This window comes from Blastococcus sp. SYSU DS0619 (assembly GCF_054051035.1).
Window position 1 is genome coordinate 1 of sequence record NZ_JBJHAM010000022.1, and the last position, 17,977, is coordinate 17,977.

Genomic DNA, 17,977 nt, shown 5'->3' on the forward strand with positions numbered 1-17,977 from the left:
CATTCGCCCTCCTCAAACAATGGCGCGGACTGGCCACCCGCTACGACAAGCACGCACCTATCTACCGCGGAGCCGTCGTCCTGGCCGCCGTCCTCGCCTGGACCCGCACTTGAGAGACATGCCCTAGAGCCAGCCCTTCTCCTCGGCCACCCGCGCCGCCTCCACCCGGGTCCGCGCCCCGGTCTTGCCGATGGCCGACGACAGGTAGTTGCGCACCGTGCCCTCGGACAGGAAGAGCCGGCCGGCGATGTCGGCGACCGTCGCGCCCCCGGCCGCGGCGCGCAGCACGTCGGCCTCGCGGGTCGACAGGGGCGTCGCGCCGATGGCCAGCGCGGCGGCGGCGAGGTCGCGGTCGATGACCCGCTCGCCGGCCATGACCGCGCGGATGCCCTGCGCCAGCTCGGCGACGGGGGCGTCCTTCACCAGGAACCCGGCGGCGCCGACCTCCATGGCCCGGCGCAGGAAACCCGGTCGCCCGAACGTCGTGAGGATCACCGCCCGGCACGACGGCAGGGCCGTGACCAGCTCCCGGGCGGCGGTGATCCCGTCGGCGCCGGGCATCTCGATGTCGAGCAGCGCGATGTCCGGGCGGTGCTCGACCGCGGCGGCTGCGACGGCGTCCCCGCGGCCCACCTCGGCGACGACCTCGATGTCCTCCTCCAGCTCGAGCAGCGCGCGCAGCGCCCCGCGGACCATCGTCTGGTCCTCGGCGAGCAGCACCCGGATCACGGCGTCACCGCCTGCTCCGGGGCGCGCCCGACCGCGACCGGCGCGGCCGTCGGGAGGACGGCGGTGAGGCGGAACCCGCGGCCGTCGGCCGGGCCGTGCGCCAGGTGCCCGCCGGCGCTCGCCACCCGCTCGGCCAGCCCGCTGAGCCCGTCGCCGGCCGGCGCGGTGCTGCCCCGCCCGTCGTCGGTGACGGTCAGCTCGACGTGGTCCGCCGTGGTGGTCAGCCCGACGACGACCGCGCGGGCCTCGCTGTGCCGCAGCACGTTCGTCGTCGCCTCGCGGACCACCCAGCCGAGGACCGCGTCCACCGCCCCCGGCAGCGGCTCCCCGGGCGCCGGGGCGCGCAGCGCGATGCCGGCGGCCGACAGCGCCGAGCGCGCCTCGACCAGCGCCTGCGCCAGGCTGATCTGCCGGTACCCGCTGACGGCGTCGCGCACCTCGGCCAGCGCCCGCCGGGCGGCGGCCTCGACGTCGGCCATCTCCTGCCTCGCCCGCACCGGGTCGCGCTCGGTGAGCCGGCCGGCCAGCTCGCTCTTGAGCGCGATCAGCGACAGGCTGTGGCCGAGCAGGTCGTGCAGGTCGCGGGCGAACCGCAGCCGCTCCCCGGCCACGGCGTGGCGGGCCAGCTCCTCGCGCGCCTCGGTGAGCTCGGAGTTGACCGTGATCAGGTAGCGCGTGCCGCGCAGCGCGAAGGCGGTGAGCAGGCACAGCAGCGGCAGGAAGAAGACGTTGCCGAGCGCGCCGTCCAGCAGGGCGACCGTGGCGCACACCGCCGTCGCCCCCGCCACGGCCGGCCAGACCCAGCGGTCGGGCAGCGTGACGGCCACCGCGGCCGACAGGTAGATCATCAGCCCGGCCCACGGCGTCCCGAGCCAGAACCCGAGCCCGATGCCGAGCACCGCCACGACCGCCAGCTGCCGGTACGCCGGCCTGCAGCCGGGCGCGAAGGCGCGGGCGAACACCGTCAGGTAGGCGGCGGTGAAGACGACCAGGAGCACGGCCGCCGCGATCCGCACGCCGGCCGGCCGCGGCGTGGACACCAGGTCCAGCACGGGGAAGAGCTGGAACAGCAGCCACGGCAGCGCCCAGCCCAGCTGCTGCCAGCGGCTCGACGTGTCCATGCGGGCGACCGTAGCCACGTCAGCCGGCGACGGCGTACATCGGCCGCCGGCGCGCCACCAGGACGGCGAGCGCCCCGAAGCCGGCGGTGTAGGCGGCCAGCGCGAGGACGGCGGCGAACGGCGCACCGCCGGTGAGCACGCCGCGGCCCAGCTCGGCGTACCAGTAGGAGGGCAGCGTGTACGCCACGCCGCGCATCGCGCCGGGGAGCATCTCCACCGGCCACCACAGCCCGCCCAGCGCCGCCAGCACGACGCCGAGGATGCCGATCGCGCCGCCGGCCGCCTTCTCGTCCAGCGCGAGCCCGACGAGGATGCCGAGGGCCACGAACGCGGCGGAGCCGGCCCAGAGCACCGCCACCAGGACCAGCCAGGTGCCCGGGTCCAGCTGGACCCCGCTGACGAACCGGCCGACGAGCGCCACGACGAGCAGGCTCGGCAGGGTGAGCAGCACGCCGACGGCTACGTCGACGGTGAGGACCTCGGTCTGCGGCACCGGGGTGACCCGCAGCTGGCGCAGCCAGCCCGACGCCCGGTCGAAGGAGATCCGGATGGTCGCGCCCAGGGCGGCCCCGATGGCGCCGTAGGCCATCATCGAGACCATGATCGACGCCGCGACGTCCTGACGCTCGGCCGCGCCGGCCATCTGCCCACCGATGATCCTCGTCAGGAAGACGGTGAACAACGCCGGCAGCAGGACGGTGAAGAAGACGAACTGCTTGTTCCGCGCGACGCGGCGCAGCTGGAAGGCGAACAGCGGGCTCATCGGGTGGCTCCCACCGGGGTCGTGCCGCGGGTGGAGATGAGGGAGAGGACGGCGTCCTCGAGCGTCGCGCCGCGGACCTCGAGGTCGGGCAGGCCGCCCTCGGCCAGCAGCGCCCGGAGGGTCGTGTCGGCGTCGGCGGTCACCAGGGTGGCGGTGGCGCCCTGCCGGCTGACGGCGGTGACCGCGGGGAGGCCCTCGATGCGGCGGTCCGGCGCGGCGGTGAACGAGATGGTGCGGCCGCTGACCCCGGCCTTGACCTCGGCGGTGGTGCCGTCGGCGACCACCCGGCCGCCGGCGACGACGACCACCCGGTCGGCGACCGCGTCGGCCTCGTCGAGGTGGTGGGTGGCGAAGACGACCGTGTGCCCCCGGTCGGCCAGCCCGCGCATCGTCGTCCAGAAGGCGCGGCGGCCCGCCACGTCCATGGCCGACGTCGGCTCGTCGAGGAGCAGCAGCGGTGGAGCGCCGGCCAGGGCGAGCGCCAGCAGGACGCGCTGCCGCTGCCCGCCGGAGAGGGCGTCCACCGGGCGGCCGAGCAGGCCGTCGATGCCCGCGGTCACCACGAGGTCGTCCAGCGGCCAGGCGGCCGATCCCCCGACCCGCCCGAAGCTGCGCCGGACCAGGTCGAGGACCTCGCCGACCCGGGCCTCGGTGGGCAGGCCGCCGTGCTGCAGCATGGCGCCGACGCTGCCTGCGCCAACGGCGTCGCGCGGGTCCCGGCCGAGCAGCCGCATGGTGCCCGACGTCGGGTTCAGCAGGCCGAGGACGGCGTTCACGACGGTGGACTTGCCGGCACCGTTGGCCCCGAGGAGGGCGACGGTCTGGCCCCGCGGGATCGTGAGGGAGAGGTCGTCCACGGCGACCGTGCTGCCGTAGCGGACGGTCAGCCCGCGGATCTCGAGGGCTGGTGCGGATTCCATGCCTCCGAGCCTGCCGGGAGCGGACCCCGGTCAGTAGTGCCGGACGTCGCCGGTCGGATCTGACGGATGTCAGGTCCGACCGGCGACCGGTGGATCAGACGGCGGCGGTGCAGGCCACGCAGGTGCGGGCGAACGGGCGCAGCTCCAAGCGCTCCTCGGGGATGGCGGCGTCGCACCCGGTGCACCGGCCGTAGGTGCCGGCCTCGATCCGCGCGAGCGCGGCGTCGATCTCCTCGATCGTCTGCTGCAGGTCGGCGCTGCGGCGCTGGGCGACCGGGTCGGGCACTGACGTGGCGCACTCGGCGAGCGCCTCCTCCCGCTGCTGGACGGCGTCGGCGCGCTGGGCCTCCAGCAGGGTGCGGAAACGGTCCGCCGAAGCGGCGGTCATGGCATCGGTGCTGGCGGACATGCAGATCTCCTTCTGGGAACGCGGAAGGACGCGGTCACCGGTCGGTGGCGCGTCAGGACGGGCGAGGTGCGACTCAGGGACGGAGTCAGCAGCGCGGCGGCGGGGCCCGGTCCTGGCTGCGACGGAGGACGTCGAGCCCGCGCAGTCCGCGGGCGCGGCGGTTCATCGCCAGGGCGAGCCGTACACCGCCGGAGAGCGCGTACGGCGGGGCCGCTACGGCGACCGGAATGCCGGGCGAGGGGACCGGGGCCCAGCGCACTCCTGGTACGACCATTCCCGACCACCCCCTCGACCACACCCGGCGCCGTTGCCGGAACGGGGACCATAGCCCAGATCCGGCCGGCTGTTCCTGCCCTTACGGGTGAGTTCCCGGGATGGGCACCGGCTCAGTCGGTCAGATCGCGGACCACGGCGTCGGCCAGCAACCGGCCCCGGTCGGTGAGGACGGCGCGGCCCGCGGCGTGCGCCGACGCCTCCAGCAGGCCCTCCGCGACGGCCTCGGCGGCGCGGGCCCGGCCGGTCCCGGTCAGCGCCGTCAGCGGCAGCCCGTCGCGCAGCCGCAGCCCGAGCATGACCGCCTCCAGGGCGCGGTCGGCCTCGTCGAGCAGCTCGGCGTCCTGGGCCGGGCTCTCGTCCCGGGACAGCCGGTCGGCGTAGGCGGCCGGGTGCTTCACGTTCCACCACCGGAGCCCGCCGACGTGGCTGTGCGCGCCCGGGCCGATCCCCCACCAGTTGGCGTTGGCCCAGTAGAGCTCGTTGTGCCGGCAGCGCGCCGCGTCGGAGGTGGCCCAGTTGGACACCTCGTACCACCGGAAGCCGGCCCGGCCCAGGGTGGCGTCGGCCTGCTCGTAGCGGTCGGCGAGGACGTCGTCGTCGGGCATGGGGACCTCGCCCCGCCGCACCCGGCGGGCCAGCTTCGTGCCCTCCTCGACGATGAGGGCGTAGGCGCTGACGTGGTCCACCGGCGAGGCGAGGACGGCGTCGAGCGAGGCGGCCCAGTCGGCGTCGGTCTCCCCCGGCGTGCCGTAGATGAGGTCCAGGTTGACGTGCTCGAACCCGGCCGCGCGTGCCTCGTGCGCGGCCTCGACGGCCCGGCCGGGGGTGTGCCGGCGGTCCAGGGCAGCCAGCACGTGCGGGGCGGCGGACTGCATGCCCAGGCTCACCCGCGTGTAGCCGGCTTCGCGGAGCCGGGTCAGCGAGGCGGGCGAGACGGTCTCGGGGTTGGCCTCTGTGGTCACCTCGACGTCGCCGGCCACCGGGAACAGCTCGCGGATCGCGGCCAGGACGGCGGCGAGGTCGTCGGCCGGCAGGAGGGTCGGGGTGCCGCCGCCGACGAAGACGGTGGAGACCGTGGGCAGGTCCGGACCCAGGGTGCGAATGGCCCGCCGCAGCTCGGCGATCGCGGTGCCGGCGTACTCGCTCCGGTTCGCGCCGGGGCCCAGCTCCTCGGAGGTGTAGGTGTTGAAGTCGCAGTAGCCGCAGCGCGTCGCGCAGAAGGGCACGTGCACGTACAGCCCGAACGGCGTGGTGGCCAGGCCCTCGCGGGCGCTGTCGGGGAGCCGGTCGGGGCCGGGCGAGCCAGGCGGCAGCCCGAGGTCGTTCAGCAGCGGCAGGACGGTGTTCATCTGCTCCCAGTGTGCCGCGCGCGGGCCGGAGCGCGGCAGGATGCCGGACGTGACCTCCGACCGAGTGCTCCAGGTGTCCGTGTCCGGTGGCGTCGCCACGCTGACCCTCGACTCCCCCGCCAACCGCAACGCGCTGTCCCGGGCGATGCGCGCCCAGCTGCGGGCGGCGCTCGACGAGGCCATGGCCGACGACGCGGTGCGCGTGGTCGTCCTCGACCACACCGGCCGGGTGTTCTGCTCCGGCATGGACCTGGCCGAGGCCTCCGGCGGCTCGTCGGAGGACCAGGGGGTGCGGGAGTTCCCCGATCTCCTCGCGCAGGTGTGGTCCGCGGCCAAGCCCGTCGTCGCCGTCGTGCGTGGCCCGGCCCGCGCCGGGGGCGTGGGGCTGCTGGCCGCCTGCGACGTCGTGGTCGCGGCGTCGTCGGCGACCTTCGCGTTCTCCGAGGTGCGCCTCGGGCTGGTGCCGGCGGTGATCTCGGCGGTGGTGCTGCCGCGGATGACCACCCACGTCGCCCACCGGTTGATGCTCACCGGCGAGGTCTTCGACGCGACGACGGCGGCCGCCGGCGGCCTGGTCGACCTCGTGGCGGCCGACGACGAGGTGGACGCGGTGCTGGCCGGTCAGCTCACCGCACTGGCCGCCGGCGCCCCGGCCGCGCTGGCCGAGACCAAGCGGCTGCTCCGCGCCCGGCAGCCGGCGCTCGCCTTCGACGACCTGCTCGACCTCTCGGCGCGGTTCTTCGCCGGCGAGGAGGGCCAGGAGGGCATCGCCGCCTTCCGCGAGAAGCGCCCGGCCCGCTGGATCCCCTCCGCCGGCTGACCCAGGGCACCTCCCGGCTGCAGTCGGTCTCTGCCCAGCCGGGCTGGGCAGAGACGGACTGCGGCTGCAGACGCACACCCACCGCTGCCACCCCTCGAGGCCGGTCGAGGCCGGTCGCGCGCGGGGGCTCAGCTGCCCGTCGTGCCGCGGAGCTCGGCGAGGACCGGGCCGGCGACCTTGAAGGCGTGGTTCGCCGCGGGCACGCCGGCGTAGACCGCGGCGTGCTGGATCACCTCGCCGATCTCCGCGTCGGTCAGCCCGTTGTTCACCGCGGCGCGGACGTGCAGCGCGAACTCGTCCCAGTGCCGCAGCGCGATGCAGATGGACAGCGTCATGAGGCTCCGGTCGCGGCGCGCCAGCCCCTGCCGCTGCCACACGTCGCCCCAGGCCACCCGGGTGATGAAGTCCTGGAACCCGGCGGTGAACGGGGTGGTGCCGGCGACGGCGCGGTCGACGTGCGCGTCGCCGAGCACCTCCCGGCGGGTGCGCATGCCCGCCTCCCGGCGCGCCTGGTCGGTGTCGGGCAGCTCGCTCACCGGGTACCTCCCGCGGCGTCGAAGTGGGCGAGCAGCGCGCCGGTGACCTGCAGCGGCTGCTCGATGTTCGCCAGGTGTGCCCCCGGGTCGACCGAGACCAGCCGGGCCCCCGGGATGCCCTCGACGATCGCCTGCTGGTGCTCCGGCGGCGTCGCGGGGTCCTGCACGCCGGAGACGACGAGCGTCGGTGCGGCGATGGTCGGGAGGTCGGCGCGCAGATCCATGTCGGCGATCGCCTCGCAGCAGCTCGCGTACCCCTCGCCGTCGGTGCCGGCGACCATCGCGCGAAGCCCGGCGACCACGTCGGGGTGGTCCGCGGCGTAGCCGGGCGTCACCCACCGGCTGACGACGGTCGGCGCGAGCACCCCCGTGCCCTCGGTCCGGGCGGTGGTGGCGCGGTCGAGCCAGTTCTCGCGGGGGCCCAGCAGAGCGGAGGTGCACAGCAGCGCGAGCCGGTGCACCCGCTGCGGGTCGCGCGCGGCCAGGCGCATCCCGGTCATGCCGCCCAGCGACAGCCCGGCGACGTGCGCCCGCTCCGCACCGACCTCGTCCAGGAGGGCGGCGAGGTCGTCGGCGAGGTCGTCCAGCGAGTAGGGCCCCGGCGGCACCGGGGACTCCCCGTGCCCGCGGGTGTCGTAGGTGACCACCCGGAAGCGCTCGGCGAGCGCGGGCACCTGCTGGTCCCACATGGCGCGGGTGGCGCCCAGCGAGTTGGACAGCACGACCACGGGCGCGTCAGCGGGCCCGTCGACGGTGTACGAGACGGCGACGGCGGTCATCGGGCTCCCTCGGTCAGGTGGGCGTGTTCGGCGAGCACGGCGTCGACCTGCGGGCCGGCTTCGCCGACGTCCGGTCCGCCGCCGAGCAGGTCGGCGAGCTCGACGTCGTCACGGCCGGCGACCACGTCGGCCAGCGAGCGGCCGGTGGCGGCGGCCTCGCGGACGGCGGCCGCGGCCTCGTCGTGCGCGGCCCCGTGGCCGAGGACCGGGGTCAGCGCCGCGGCGAGCGCACCGGCGAGCTCCGGGTCGCGCGCCGCGGCGGCCGTCGCCGACATCCGCGCCACGTCGGGCCGCAGGCCGGAGAGGCTCTCGACGAGCCAGGCCGCCGCCGAGCCGACGGTGGTGAGCAGGTCGGTGAGCGCCGGCCACTCGCTCTGCCAGGCGCCGGCGGCCCGCTCGTGCTCCTGCTCCATGGCGCCGAGCAGCGTGGCGACCAGGCCGGGCGCGCGGCGGGCGCAGGCCCGCACCGAGATCGCCGCCACCGGGTTCCGCTTGTGCGGCATCGCCGACGAGCCGCCGCGCCCCGCGCCGGTCTCCGCGGCCTCCCCGATCTCGTTCTGCGCCATGAGCACCACGTCGACGGCGACGGTCGCCAGCACGCCCGCCGTCGCCCCGAGGGCACCGGCCAGGTCGGCGATCGGCAGCCGCACCGTGTGCCACGGGACCGGGGTGGTCGCCAGGCCCAGTTCGGCGGCCAGCGCGGCCCGCAGCGCGGTGCCGGATCCGTCGGAGGCGGCGAGCGTCCCGACCGCGCCGCCGTACTGCACGGGCAACGTGGCCACGACCTCCGCCAGCCGCAGCCGGGCGCCGTCCAGGCCGCTGAGCCAGCCGGCGGCCTTCAGCCCGAAGGTGGTCGGCAGCGCCTGCTGCATCAGCGTGCGGCCCATGACGACGTCGTCGCGGTGGGTGCGGGCGAGGTCCGCGGCGGCCTCGGCGGCCAGCGCCAGGTCCCGGTCGACCGCGGCGATCGCCCGGCGGGCCAGCAGCACCATCGCCGTGTCGAGGACGTCCTGGCTGGTGGCGCCGACGTGCACCGCGGCGGCGTCGCGCTCCCCCACCGCCGCCTGCAGCACCCGCACCAGCTGGGGCACCGGGTTCCCGGCGTCGGCCGCACGGGCCACCACGGTGGCGAGGTCCAGCCCGGCCGGCTCCGCGCACGCCGCGGTGACCGCGTCGGCGGCGGTGGTCGGCACCAGCCCGGTCGCGGCGGCCGCGCGGGCCAGCGCCGCCTCGACGTCGAGCAGCGCGTCGAACCAGGCGGGGTCGGAGACGGCCGCCGCCGCCCCGCCCCGGGCGAAGGTCCCGCTGAAGAGGCCGCTCACGCGGCGGTTCCGGTCACAGGTGCGTTCATACCGTGAAGAAGACCGTCTCGCGCTCGCCCTGCAGGTGGATGTCGAACCGGTACCCGTCGCCGGCCGGCACGGCGAGCAGCGTGCTCCGCGCGGCGTCGTCGGGCAGCGCGCGCAGCACGACGTCCCTGGCGTTGGCCTGCGCCTCGTCGGCGAAGTAGATGCGGGTGACCACCCGGTCGAGCAGCCCGCGGGCGAAGACGCTGACGTCGACGTGCGGCGCCTGCAGCCCGCCCTCCCCGTCGGGCACCCGGCCCGGCTTGAGGGTGAAGACGGCGAACTCGCCGGTGAGCGTCTGCACGCGGGCGAAGCCGCGGAACCCCGGGTGGGACGACGCCCCGCGCGGGTCCTCGGGCGAGGGGAAGCCGCCGTCCGGATCGGCCTGCCAGGTCTCGATCATCGCGTCGGGGACCACGTCGCCGGCGCCGTCGAGGACGCGCCCGCGGATCCAGACGCCGCCCTCGGTGCCCTCGGCCGCGGCCCACTCGCCGTCCGGCCAGGTGAGGCCGATGGCCAGGTACGGCCCCACCGTCGCGCTCGGGGTGGTGCCCAGCCGCAGCGGCCCGGTGAGGAAGCCCGAGCCGCGCTGACCGGTGCGCGGCTGGAAGGGACCGGGCGGGTCCGGCGGCACGTCCAGCGGGTTCACGGTCGGACCGCTCATGCCACACCCCCCACGCGAATCCGCGCCTCGGTCCGCTCCTCGGTCGCCGGCGCTCCCTGCGATGCTCCCTCGGCTGTCATCACGCGACATCTCCGTCGTCGTCGGTCTCGAACGGCGTCTGCTCGGTTCCGCGCAGCACGATGTCCCACTCGAAGGCCAGCGCCCAGTTGTCCTGGGTGCGCTCGAGGGAGTACCGGCTGATCGCCCGGTGCCGCGCCGCGGCGGGGATGGCGTTGTAGATCGGGTCCTGCTCAAACAGCGGATCCCCCGGGAAATACATCTGGGTGACCAGTCGCTGGGTGAACGCGCGACCGAACAGGCTGAAGTGGATGTGCGCCGGGCGCCAGGCGTTGTGGTGGTTGCCCCACGGGTAGGCGCCGGGCTTGATCGTCAGGAACTCGTAGCGGCCCAGGCTGTCGGTGACCACCCGGCCGAGCCCGTCGAAGTGCGGGTCCAGCGGCGCCGGCCAGTTGTCGACGACGTGCCGGTAGCGGCCGGCGGCGTTGGCCTGCCACACCTCGACCAGCGCACCGGGCACCGGCCGGCCGTCGCTGTCGAGGACCCGGCCGTGGACCAGGATCCGCTGGCCGATCGCCTCGCCGTCGTTGCGCCAGGTCAGGTCGGCGTCCCGGGCGAGGACCCGGTCCTCGCCGAGCACCGGGCCGGTGATCTCGGTGAGCCGGTGCGGGAGGTCGACGGGGGTCCGCAGGGGCGCCCGCAGGCCCGTGCTCCGGTAGTCGGGGAAGCCCACGGGGGTGCGCAGCTCGGCGGGTTCGCGCACGTACCGCGGTACGCGCAGGCCACTGGCCGATGTGGTCCCGGTCATGCCGGGACGGTACGACCGGGGGGCTACGCTCCCAAGCCCAAGCTTCCACTGGGCGGGAGATCCACGGACATGGCCGGTCGCAGCACCGTCCCGGGGCGGTCGGTGACGTCGCGGGCGCTCGGGATCCTCGACGCCTTCGGCAGCGACACCCCACGGCTGTCGCTGTCCGAGATCGCCGAGCGGACCGGCACACCGCTCACGACGACGCACCGGCTGCTCGGCGAGCTCGCCGACTGGGGGGCGCTGGTCCGGCGGTCCGACGGCCGCTACGAGATCGGCCGCAAGCTCTGGGACCTCGGCCTCCTGGCCCCGGTGCAGCTGGAGCTCCGGCAGGTGGCCGCCCCGTTCCTGTTCGACCTGCACACCACCATCCGCGACACCGTGCACCTCGCCGTCCGGGACGGGCTCTGCGCCCTCTACGTGGACCGGGTCTCCGGCCGCGAGTCGGTGCCGGTGGTCAGCCAGGTCGGCAGCCGGCTGCCCCTGCACGCGACCGGGGTCGGCAAGGTGCTGCTCGCCGCCGCCCCGGACGACGTGGTGGAGCAGGTGCTGGGGTCGCTGCACCCGATCACCCGGCACACCGTCGTCGACCCGGCGCAGCTCACCCGGGAGCTCGCCGAGATCCGCCGGCGACGGTACGTCCGCACGTGCGAGGAGATGTCGGTCGGAGCCGCCTCGCTGGCCGTTCCCGTGCAGGTGGAAGGGGCCGGTGGCCCGCTGGCCGTGGCCGCCCTCGGCATCGTCGTCCCCCCGCACCGCCGGGACCTCGCCCGCCTGGTGCCGGCGCTGGAGATGGCGGCCCGGGGCATCGGCCGGGAGCTGGCCCGGTCGCGCGAGTTCGCCTGACCGTCCGCGGGCGCGCAGCGCCTCCTCCGTTTCCCTTCGCCGGGCGACCCGCGCACCATGGGTCGACTGCCGGGCGAACGAGCGGGGGGACGGTGGCTGCCGTGCGCGCACCACGGAGGAGCGGCGTCCCGACGGGCCCGGCAGGAGCCGGGGGGACGGGTCGGTGAACGCGTCGGTCCTGGCGGTCGTCGCCCATCCCGACGACGACCTGCTCTTCGTCAACCCCGACCTCGATGCCGGCATCCACGCCGGGATCCCGACCACCGTCGTCTACGTCAGCGCCGGTGACGCGCTGCTCCCCCTCGCCGAGGCGTCGGACCGCGCCCGCGACCGGCGCCGCGGCATCCAGGACGCCTACCGGGTCTCCGGTGACGTGGGTGACCTCCCGCTCCAGGGCGAGTGGGACGGCGAGGTCGTCGAGCTCGGCGGTCGCCGGGTGGAGGAGTTCCGGCTGCGGCAACGGCCCGGCGTGCGGGTGGCGTTCCTCGGCCTGCCCGACGGCCGGCTGTCCCGGCTGGCCTCCGGCGCGACGCTGACGACGGTCCCCGCCGCCGGTGGACTCGTGGCGGACGTCCAGCAGTACGACCGGGGGGACGTCGTGTCGGTGCTCCGCGGGCTCATGGAGCGCTACCGGCCGACGGTGCTGCACGTGACCGAGCTCCTCGCCGACCACCGCTACGACGTCCCGCAGTCGCACCCGGACCACCGGGCGGCGACCGCGCTGGCCCTCGAGGCGGCGCGGCGGTACCGGGCAGCGCAGGCCACCTGGCTGCCGTACGTCCTCGAGCACCGCGACTACGGGGTGGGCCAGCACCCGGTGAACCTCGACCCCGCCACGCGGGCCCGCAAGCGCGAGCTGTTCGCCGGCGAGTACCAGCCGTGGGATCCGGCTGCGGCGGACGTCTTCGGCGCACTCGACCGCGCCTACCGCCGGACGTCCCGCGGCACCCGGTGGTCGGCGACCGACCGCCGGGGCGCGGTGCGGCTGTTCGCCGTGCGCGACGGCCGGGTCGTGTCCTGGACCGGCACCGGCACCTGGGCGGGGCCGGTGGACCTCGGTCCCGACGACCTCGGTGCCGAGGTCACCACCGTCGTCGCGGCTGCCGGGACCGACGGCGGCATCCACCTCGCCGCCCGCACCGACGACGGGCGGGTGGCCGTGCGTTCCGTGGACGACGGCACGTGGACCGACCTCGGCACGCCCAACCCCGGTGACGGCGCGCGCTACGTCGGGAGCCCCGCCCTCGCACCGAACGCGGACGGCCGGCTGCAGGTCGTCGTGGTCAACGCCGGTGGCGGACTGTCGACCCGCTGGCAGGAGGCCGACGGCGGCTGGCACCCCTGGTTCGACCTCCGGGGCACCGACCTGCAGGACCCGTGCGACGCGCTGCTGGACGCCACCGGGCGGATCGAGGTGGTCGCGGCCTCCCGCACGGGGCTGTTCCTGTGGCGGCAGGCCGTACCCGGCGGGGAGCTCCTGCCGGGTCCGCTGCCGTGTCTGGCGCCGGCCAGCTCCGCAACGTTCGCCGTGAACGCCGACGGGCGGCCGGAGGTGCACTACCGGCAGGCCGGGACCGCCGCCGTCGCGACCAGCTGGCAGGACCGCGACCTGGCCTGGCGATCGGCCACCGCCCTCGGCGGGCACGGCGGGAGCGGGCCGACGGCGAACGCCACCGTCGACGGCCGGATCACCTGCGTCACCCGGAACGCCGGTGGCGGGATCTCCGTGACCACGCAGGTGGCCCCGGACAGCCACTACGGACCGTGGACCGACCTGGGCGGGTTCGTCCCCGATCTCCCCACCGCCGCCGCGACACCCGACGGCCGGCTGGTCGTGGCGGCGGTCGATGCGGACGGCGCGGTCGTGCACCGCACCCGCTCGGCCGCCGGGGACTGGGGGCCGTGGCGGACCGTCGGGCCGATCGTCTGACCGGGGGCGCTGACGCGTTCCTCCCGCTGGCCGGAAGGCTCCGGTACCGCCGGGGAGCGCCGGCGGGAACACTCGCCCCCGTGCGCACCCAGGTAGGCATCATCGGCGCCGGCCCGGCCGGCCTCCTCCTCTCCCGGCTGCTGACCTTGCGGGGCGTCGACAACGTCGTCCTGGAGAACCGGTCCCGGGACTACGTCGAGGCGCGCATCCGGGCCGGCATCCTCGAACAGCACACCGTCGACACGCTCACCGACGCCGGCCTCGGCGACCGGCTGCACCGCGAGGGGCTCGAGCACTCCGGCATCTACCTGCAGTACCCGGGGACGCGCCACAAGCTGGACTTCCCGGAGCTCTGCGGTCGCACCGTGTGGGTCTACGGCCAGACCGAGGTGACCAAGGACCTCATCGCGGCCCAGCTGGACGGCGGCCCGCCGCTGCTGTTCGACGTCTCCGAGGTCCGCCCCGAGGACGTCGACACCGACTTCCCGCGGATCCGGTTCACCGACGCCGAGGGCACCCCGCAGGTGCTCGAGTGCGACGTGATCGCCGGCACCGACGGCTTCCACGGGGTCTCCCGCCCGGTGGTGACCGCCGGCACCGCGGGCCGCACGTGGGAGCGCACCTACCCCTACGCGTGGCTCGGCATCCTCGCCGACGCCGCCCCGGCCACCGACGAGCTCATCTACGCCTGGCACCCCGAGGGCTTCGCGCTGTACTCGATGCGCTCGCCGTCGGTCTCGCGGCTCTACCTGCAGGTGGACCCGTCGGAGAAGATCGAGGACTGGTCCGACGACCGGATCTGGGACAACCTCGCCACCCGCTTCGCCCTCGAGGGCTGGGCGCCCACCACCGGCACCGTGACGGAGAAGTCGATCCTCCCGATGCGCTCGTTCGTGAGCGCGCCGATGCGCCGGGGCCGGCTGTTCCTCGCTGGGGACGCCGCGCACATCGTGCCGCCGACCGGCGCGAAGGGGCTCAACCTCGCCGTCGCCGACGTCACCCTGCTGGCCACGGCGCTGACCCGCCTGCTGCGGGAGAAGCGCACCGACCTGGTCGACGCCTACTCCGACACCGCGCTGCGGCGGGTCTGGCGCTGCACCCACTTCTCCTGGTGGATGACGTCGATGCTGCACACCTCCGGCGACGACTTCGACGCCCAGCTCCAGCTCAGCCAGCTGCGCCGGGTGTGCACGTCGGAGGCCGCCGCGCGCGAGTTGGCGGAGAACTACACCGGGCTGCCCATCGAGGTCTGAGCGGCGGTGCATCCGGAACGGCGGTGAGCGACGAATACCCGGTCGTGGAGTCCTTCGCGCCGCACCAGGAGACGCACTGGATCGTCCAGCCCCTGCTCGACGCCGGGCTGGCCCTCGACGACATCCGGGTGCTGGTCACCCGGCTGGGCTTCGAGGCGGTCGTGGGCGGGCGGCACGACGACGGCACCCGTCTGCTGGACCTCGTCGGCGACCGGCCGCACGACGTCCGGGCCGCGTGGGTGGAGACGATCGACCGGATGACCACCCGGCCGCTGCCCGGCTGCTGACCAGCCGCTCCGGTCGGCCCGCGGTCCGGTCGACCTCCGGGAGTGACCCCCGACACACGGTGCTGCAACACCTCTGGCTAGTGTCCCAAGCGCTGTGGTCCAGCTCACCCCGGGCTCGGCCGGCACTCCTTGGAGGTCACGTGCGCACCACTCCCCCACGTCCCGCCCGAAGGTCGTTGCTCGCACTCGGCCTGGGCGCCGTGCTGACCGCCGGCGCCCTCGCCACCGCCGCGCCCGCCGGAGCCGCGCCCGGTCCCCGGGATCCCGCCCCGCTCGTCGTGCCGACGACCGAGGGCGCCGTCGAGGGCACCGCGCCCGGCGACTACCGCCTGTTCCAGGGCATCCCGTTCGCCGCTCCGCCGGTGGGCGACCTCCGCTTCCGCCCGCCGGCCCCGGCGCAGCCGTGGGAGGGCGTCCGGGACGCCACCACCCCCGCCAGCCCGTGCCCGCAGGCTCCCAGCGCGACCAACCCGTCCTCGTCCGTCGACGAGGACTGCCTCTACCTCAACGTCACGACCCCCGCGGGGCTGGACACCTCCCGGAAGAACCTGCCGGTCATGGTCTGGATCCACGGCGGCTCCTGGCAGACGGGCAGCGGCGACCGGTACGACGCCAGCAAGCTCGCCCTCGAGGGCGACGTCGTGGTGGTGACGATCAACTACCGGCTCGGTGCCCTGGGCTTCATGGCGCAGGAGGACCTCTCCCGGGAGAACGGGGACGTGGCCTCGGGCAGCGCCGGGCTGCTCGACCAGCAGGCGGCGCTGCGCTGGGTGCAGCGCAACATCCGCGCCTTCGGCGGCAACCCGGGCCGGGTCACCATCTTCGGCGAGTCGGCCGGCGGCTCGGCGGTGTGCGCCCAGCTCACCTCCCCGTCCGCGCGGGGCCTCTTCGACCGGGCCATCGCGCAGAGCTACAGCTGCACCGCCCCCTACGACGACCTGGAGACGGCGGAGGCGAAGGGCGCCGCGGTCGCCGGGACCGTCGGCTGCGACACCGCGTCCGACGTCGCGGCCTGCCTGCGCGCCGCGCCGGTGGAGGAGCTGCTCGCCGCCTGGCCGGGCGGCGCGTTCGTCGTCGGCGGATCGGCGCTGCCGGTGCAGCCGGCCGAGGCCATCGCGGCCGGCGACCACGCGCGCGTGCCGATCATGCACGGCAACCTCAGCGACGAGAACACCCTGTTCACGCCGCTGAACCCGACCGTGGCGGGACTGGCCAACGACGCCGACGGCTTCACCGAGGCCGACTACGCACTGGTGCTCGGCGGCGTCTTCGGCGACGACGCCGACGAGGTGCAGGCCCGGTACCCGGCGGGCGCCTACCCGTCGCCGCTGCGGGCCCTCGCCGCCGTCAACAGCGATGCGGGCAGTGCGCTGTCGACCTGCGAGCACGTCGACGCGTACGAGACGCTGGCCCGGCCGCCGGTGCCCGCCCCGGTGTTCGCCTACCAGTTCCGTGACGAGACGGCCGACCCGCTGCTGGACTTCCCGTACCCGGGCTACCCGGAGGACGCCCAGCACGCCGCCGAGCTGCCCTACCTGTTCCCGGGGCTGTTCGGTGACGGGCTGACCGCCGAGCAGGAGCAGCTCTCGACGACGATGGTCCGCTACTGGACCAACTTCGCCGCCCAGGGCAACCCCAACGGGCGGGACGTCCCGACGTGGACCCGGTACCGCGCCCCCGAGGACGTGCAGGGCCTGGACATCGCCTCCGGCGGTGGGATCGGGCCGGTCGACGTCGCCGCCGAGGCCGACTGCGCGTTCTGGTCGACGCTGAACTGATCCGACCGGTCCCGGAACGGGCCCCGGGCAGCAGCCGCTGCCCGGGGCCCGTTCGCGTGGGCGGCGCGCCGCCCCCGGGTGCCGCATCTACCGACCGGTAGCCCGTGTGGGATCGTCGGGGCACTACGTCGAGACGGCACTGCCGCCGTCAGGAAATGAGGACCGATGCGGTTGCAGCTGTCCCCGGAGCTCGAGGCCTTCCGGGAGGAGATGCGCACCTTCTTCACCACCCAGGTGCCGCAGGAGATCCGCGACAAGGTCGCGGCCCACCGGCACGTGTCCAAGGACGAGTACGTCGAGGCCCAGCGCGCGCTCAACGCCGCCGGTCTGGCCGTGCCGCACTGGCCCGTGGAGTGGGGCGGCCGGGACTGGACGCCCCTGCAGCGCCACATCTGGCGCGAGGAGATGCAGCTGGCCGGCGTCCCCGAGCCGCTCGCGTTCAACACCAGCATGATCGGCCCGGTCATCGCGGCCTTCGGCAACCAGGAGCAGAAGGAGCGCTTCCTGGCCAAGACGGCGAACCTGGACATCTGGTGGTGCCAGGGCTTCTCCGAGCCCGACGCCGGCTCCGACCTCGCCTCGCTGCGCACCACCGCCGTCCGCGACGGCGACGACTGGGTGGTCAACGGTCAGAAGACCTGGACCACCCTGGGTCAGCACGCCGACTGGATCTTCTGCCTCTGCCGCACCGACCCGACGGCGGAGAAGAAGCAGCGCGGCATCTCGATGCTGGTCTTCCCCATGGACACCCCCGGCGTCACGCTGCGCCCGATCGAGCTGATCGACGGCGGCTTCGAGGTCAACGAGGTGTTCTTCGAGGACGTCCGCGTGCCCGCCGAGAACCTCATCGGCGAGGAGAACCGCGGCTGGGACTACGCCAAGTTCCTCCTCGGCAACGAGCGCGTGGGCATCGCCCGCGTCGGCGCCACCAAGAAGATGCTCGCGCAGGCCAAGGAGTACGCCCGCGAGATCACGGTGGACGGCCGCCCGCTGCTCGAGGACCCGTTCATGGCCACCCGGATCGCCGAGGTCGAGAACGAGCTCGTCGCCCTGGAGCTGACCGCGCTGCGCGTGGTCGCCAACTCCGCCGACGGGAAGCCGCACCCGGCGTCCTCGGTGCTCAAGCTCAAGGGCTCGGAGCTGCAGCAGGCCGCCACGGAGCTGCTGGTCGACATCGCCGGCCCGCTCTCGGTGGCGTCGTTCGCGGAGGAGGGCTCCGACGTGCCCGACTGGGCGCGCGTCGCCACCCCGCACTACCTGAACTACCGGAAGGTCTCCATCTACGGAGGCTCCAACGAAGTTCAGCGCACCATCATCGCCGGCACGATCCTGGGGCTGTGATCTG

The 17,977-nt window shown here is 75.1% G+C and carries 18 protein-coding genes; 7 read left to right on the forward strand and 11 right to left on the reverse strand.

All coding sequences use genetic code 11. The features are described from left to right. Window positions 1-123: 123 nt before the first annotated feature. The 6 genes from ACI79T_RS18195 to hemW all read right to left on the reverse strand — a co-directional run bounded on the left by ACI79T_RS18195 (window position 124) and on the right by hemW (window position 5,567). Window positions 124-729 (reverse strand): response regulator, encoded by a 606-nt coding sequence (locus tag ACI79T_RS18195; RefSeq protein WP_456611503.1) that lies wholly within the window; start codon window positions 727-729, stop codon window positions 124-126. Next, complete coding sequence (locus tag ACI79T_RS18200) at window positions 726-1,850, reverse strand: sensor histidine kinase (RefSeq protein ID WP_456611504.1); 1,125 nt, start codon at window positions 1,848-1,850, stop codon at window positions 726-728. The genes ACI79T_RS18195 and ACI79T_RS18200 overlap by 4 nt, the downstream gene beginning before the upstream one ends. A 19-nt stretch (window positions 1,851-1,869) precedes the next feature. Further along, on the reverse strand, window positions 1,870-2,613 hold the full coding sequence (locus tag ACI79T_RS18205; protein WP_456611505.1) for an ABC transporter permease: 744 nt from the start codon (window positions 2,611-2,613) through the stop codon (window positions 1,870-1,872). After that, complete coding sequence (locus tag ACI79T_RS18210; RefSeq protein WP_456611506.1) at window positions 2,610-3,533, reverse strand: ATP-binding cassette domain-containing protein; 924 nt, start codon at window positions 3,531-3,533, stop codon at window positions 2,610-2,612. Before ACI79T_RS18210 ends, ACI79T_RS18205 begins: the two co-directional genes overlap by 4 nt. Before the next feature lie 94 nt (window positions 3,534-3,627). Beyond that, complete coding sequence (locus ACI79T_RS18215) at window positions 3,628-3,942, reverse strand: TraR/DksA family transcriptional regulator (RefSeq protein ID WP_456611507.1); 315 nt, start codon at window positions 3,940-3,942, stop codon at window positions 3,628-3,630. A 386-nt stretch (window positions 3,943-4,328) separates the two neighbouring features. Continuing rightward, window positions 4,329-5,567, reverse strand: a complete 1,239-nt coding sequence (gene hemW, locus ACI79T_RS18220) for a radical SAM family heme chaperone HemW (protein ID WP_456611508.1) — start codon at window positions 5,565-5,567, stop codon at window positions 4,329-4,331. 49 nt (window positions 5,568-5,616) lie between these two features. Here hemW and ACI79T_RS18225 point away from each other — a divergent pair, with 49 nt between their 5' ends. Beyond that, window positions 5,617-6,387, forward strand: coding sequence for an enoyl-CoA hydratase-related protein (locus ACI79T_RS18225; protein ID WP_456611509.1), 771 nt, complete (start codon window positions 5,617-5,619; stop codon window positions 6,385-6,387). 128 nt (window positions 6,388-6,515) lie between these two features. Here ACI79T_RS18225 and pcaC read toward each other — a convergent pair whose 3' ends face one another. The 5 genes from pcaC to pcaH form a co-directional block, all read right to left on the reverse strand. Continuing rightward, complete coding sequence (gene pcaC / locus ACI79T_RS18230) at window positions 6,516-6,923, reverse strand: 4-carboxymuconolactone decarboxylase (protein ID WP_456611510.1); 408 nt, start codon at window positions 6,921-6,923, stop codon at window positions 6,516-6,518. Continuing rightward, window positions 6,920-7,702, reverse strand: coding sequence for a 3-oxoadipate enol-lactonase (pcaD, locus tag ACI79T_RS18235; protein ID WP_456611511.1), 783 nt, complete (start codon window positions 7,700-7,702; stop codon window positions 6,920-6,922). The genes pcaC and pcaD overlap by 4 nt, the downstream gene beginning before the upstream one ends. Then, window positions 7,699-9,024, reverse strand: a complete 1,326-nt coding sequence (gene pcaB, locus ACI79T_RS18240; RefSeq protein WP_456611512.1) for a 3-carboxy-cis,cis-muconate cycloisomerase — start codon at window positions 9,022-9,024, stop codon at window positions 7,699-7,701. Before pcaB ends, pcaD begins: the two co-directional genes overlap by 4 nt. 25 nt (window positions 9,025-9,049) lie before the next feature. Next, a complete protein-coding gene (pcaG, locus tag ACI79T_RS18245; protein WP_456611513.1) occupies window positions 9,050-9,712 on the reverse strand; it encodes a protocatechuate 3,4-dioxygenase subunit alpha in 663 nt (220 codons plus the stop codon). A gap of 79 nt (window positions 9,713-9,791) precedes the next feature. Next, window positions 9,792-10,538: a protocatechuate 3,4-dioxygenase subunit beta gene (pcaH, locus tag ACI79T_RS18250; protein WP_456611514.1), complete on the reverse strand. Its 747-nt coding sequence runs from the start codon at window positions 10,536-10,538 to the stop codon at window positions 9,792-9,794. 69 nt (window positions 10,539-10,607) lie between these two features. Between pcaH and ACI79T_RS18255 the strand changes: the two genes are divergently transcribed. The 6 genes from ACI79T_RS18255 to ACI79T_RS18280 all read left to right on the forward strand — a co-directional run bounded on the left by ACI79T_RS18255 (window position 10,608) and on the right by ACI79T_RS18280 (window position 17,973). Then, window positions 10,608-11,384: an IclR family transcriptional regulator gene (locus ACI79T_RS18255; protein ID WP_456611515.1), complete on the forward strand. Its 777-nt coding sequence runs from the start codon at window positions 10,608-10,610 to the stop codon at window positions 11,382-11,384. Between the two features lie 163 nt (window positions 11,385-11,547). After that, window positions 11,548-13,314 carry a PIG-L family deacetylase gene (locus tag ACI79T_RS18260; protein ID WP_456611516.1) on the forward strand — a complete coding sequence of 589 codons (1,767 nt, stop codon included), beginning with the start codon at window positions 11,548-11,550 and terminating at the stop codon, window positions 13,312-13,314. Between the two features lie 80 nt (window positions 13,315-13,394). Continuing rightward, the gene (locus ACI79T_RS18265; protein WP_456611517.1) at window positions 13,395-14,567 is read left to right on the forward strand and encodes a 4-hydroxybenzoate 3-monooxygenase; all 1,173 of its coding nucleotides are present in this window, start codon (window positions 13,395-13,397) and stop codon (window positions 14,565-14,567) included. Window positions 14,568-14,590: 23 nt separating this feature from the next. Next, the gene (locus ACI79T_RS18270) at window positions 14,591-14,854 is read left to right on the forward strand and encodes a hypothetical protein (protein ID WP_456611518.1); all 264 of its coding nucleotides are present in this window, start codon (window positions 14,591-14,593) and stop codon (window positions 14,852-14,854) included. A 176-nt stretch (window positions 14,855-15,030) separates the two neighbouring features. After that, window positions 15,031-16,632: a carboxylesterase/lipase family protein gene (locus ACI79T_RS18275; RefSeq protein WP_456611519.1), complete on the forward strand. Its 1,602-nt coding sequence runs from the start codon at window positions 15,031-15,033 to the stop codon at window positions 16,630-16,632. 165 nt (window positions 16,633-16,797) lie between these two features. Next, a complete protein-coding gene (locus ACI79T_RS18280; RefSeq protein ID WP_456611520.1) occupies window positions 16,798-17,973 on the forward strand; it encodes an acyl-CoA dehydrogenase family protein in 1,176 nt (391 codons plus the stop codon). Window positions 17,974-17,977: the final 4 nt, after the last annotated feature.

What these genes read in the sequence shown, in the direction of transcription:
- ACI79T_RS18200 (WP_456611504.1), bottom strand. Translation starts at nt 1,850, where the DNA reads ATGGACACGTCGAGCCGCTGGCAGCAGCTGGGCTGGGCGCTGCCGTGG.
- ACI79T_RS18205 (WP_456611505.1), bottom strand. Translation starts at nt 2,613, where the DNA reads ATGAGCCCGCTGTTCGCCTTCCAGCTGCGCCGCGTCGCGCGGAACAAG.
- ACI79T_RS18210 (WP_456611506.1), bottom strand. Translation starts at nt 3,533, where the DNA reads ATGGAATCCGCACCAGCCCTCGAGATCCGCGGGCTGACCGTCCGCTAC.
- ACI79T_RS18215 (WP_456611507.1), bottom strand. Translation starts at nt 3,942, where the DNA reads ATGTCCGCCAGCACCGATGCCATGACCGCCGCTTCGGCGGACCGTTTC.
- hemW (WP_456611508.1), bottom strand. Translation starts at nt 5,567, where the DNA reads ATGAACACCGTCCTGCCGCTGCTGAACGACCTCGGGCTGCCGCCTGGC.
- pcaD (WP_456611511.1), bottom strand. Translation starts at nt 7,702, where the DNA reads ATGACCGCCGTCGCCGTCTCGTACACCGTCGACGGGCCCGCTGACGCG.
- pcaG (WP_456611513.1), bottom strand. Translation starts at nt 9,712, where the DNA reads ATGAGCGGTCCGACCGTGAACCCGCTGGACGTGCCGCCGGACCCGCCC.
- pcaH (WP_456611514.1), bottom strand. Translation starts at nt 10,538, where the DNA reads ATGACCGGGACCACATCGGCCAGTGGCCTGCGCGTACCGCGGTACGTG.
- ACI79T_RS18255 (WP_456611515.1), top strand. Translation starts at nt 10,608, where the DNA reads ATGGCCGGTCGCAGCACCGTCCCGGGGCGGTCGGTGACGTCGCGGGCG.
- ACI79T_RS18280 (WP_456611520.1), top strand. Translation starts at nt 16,798, where the DNA reads ATGCGGTTGCAGCTGTCCCCGGAGCTCGAGGCCTTCCGGGAGGAGATG.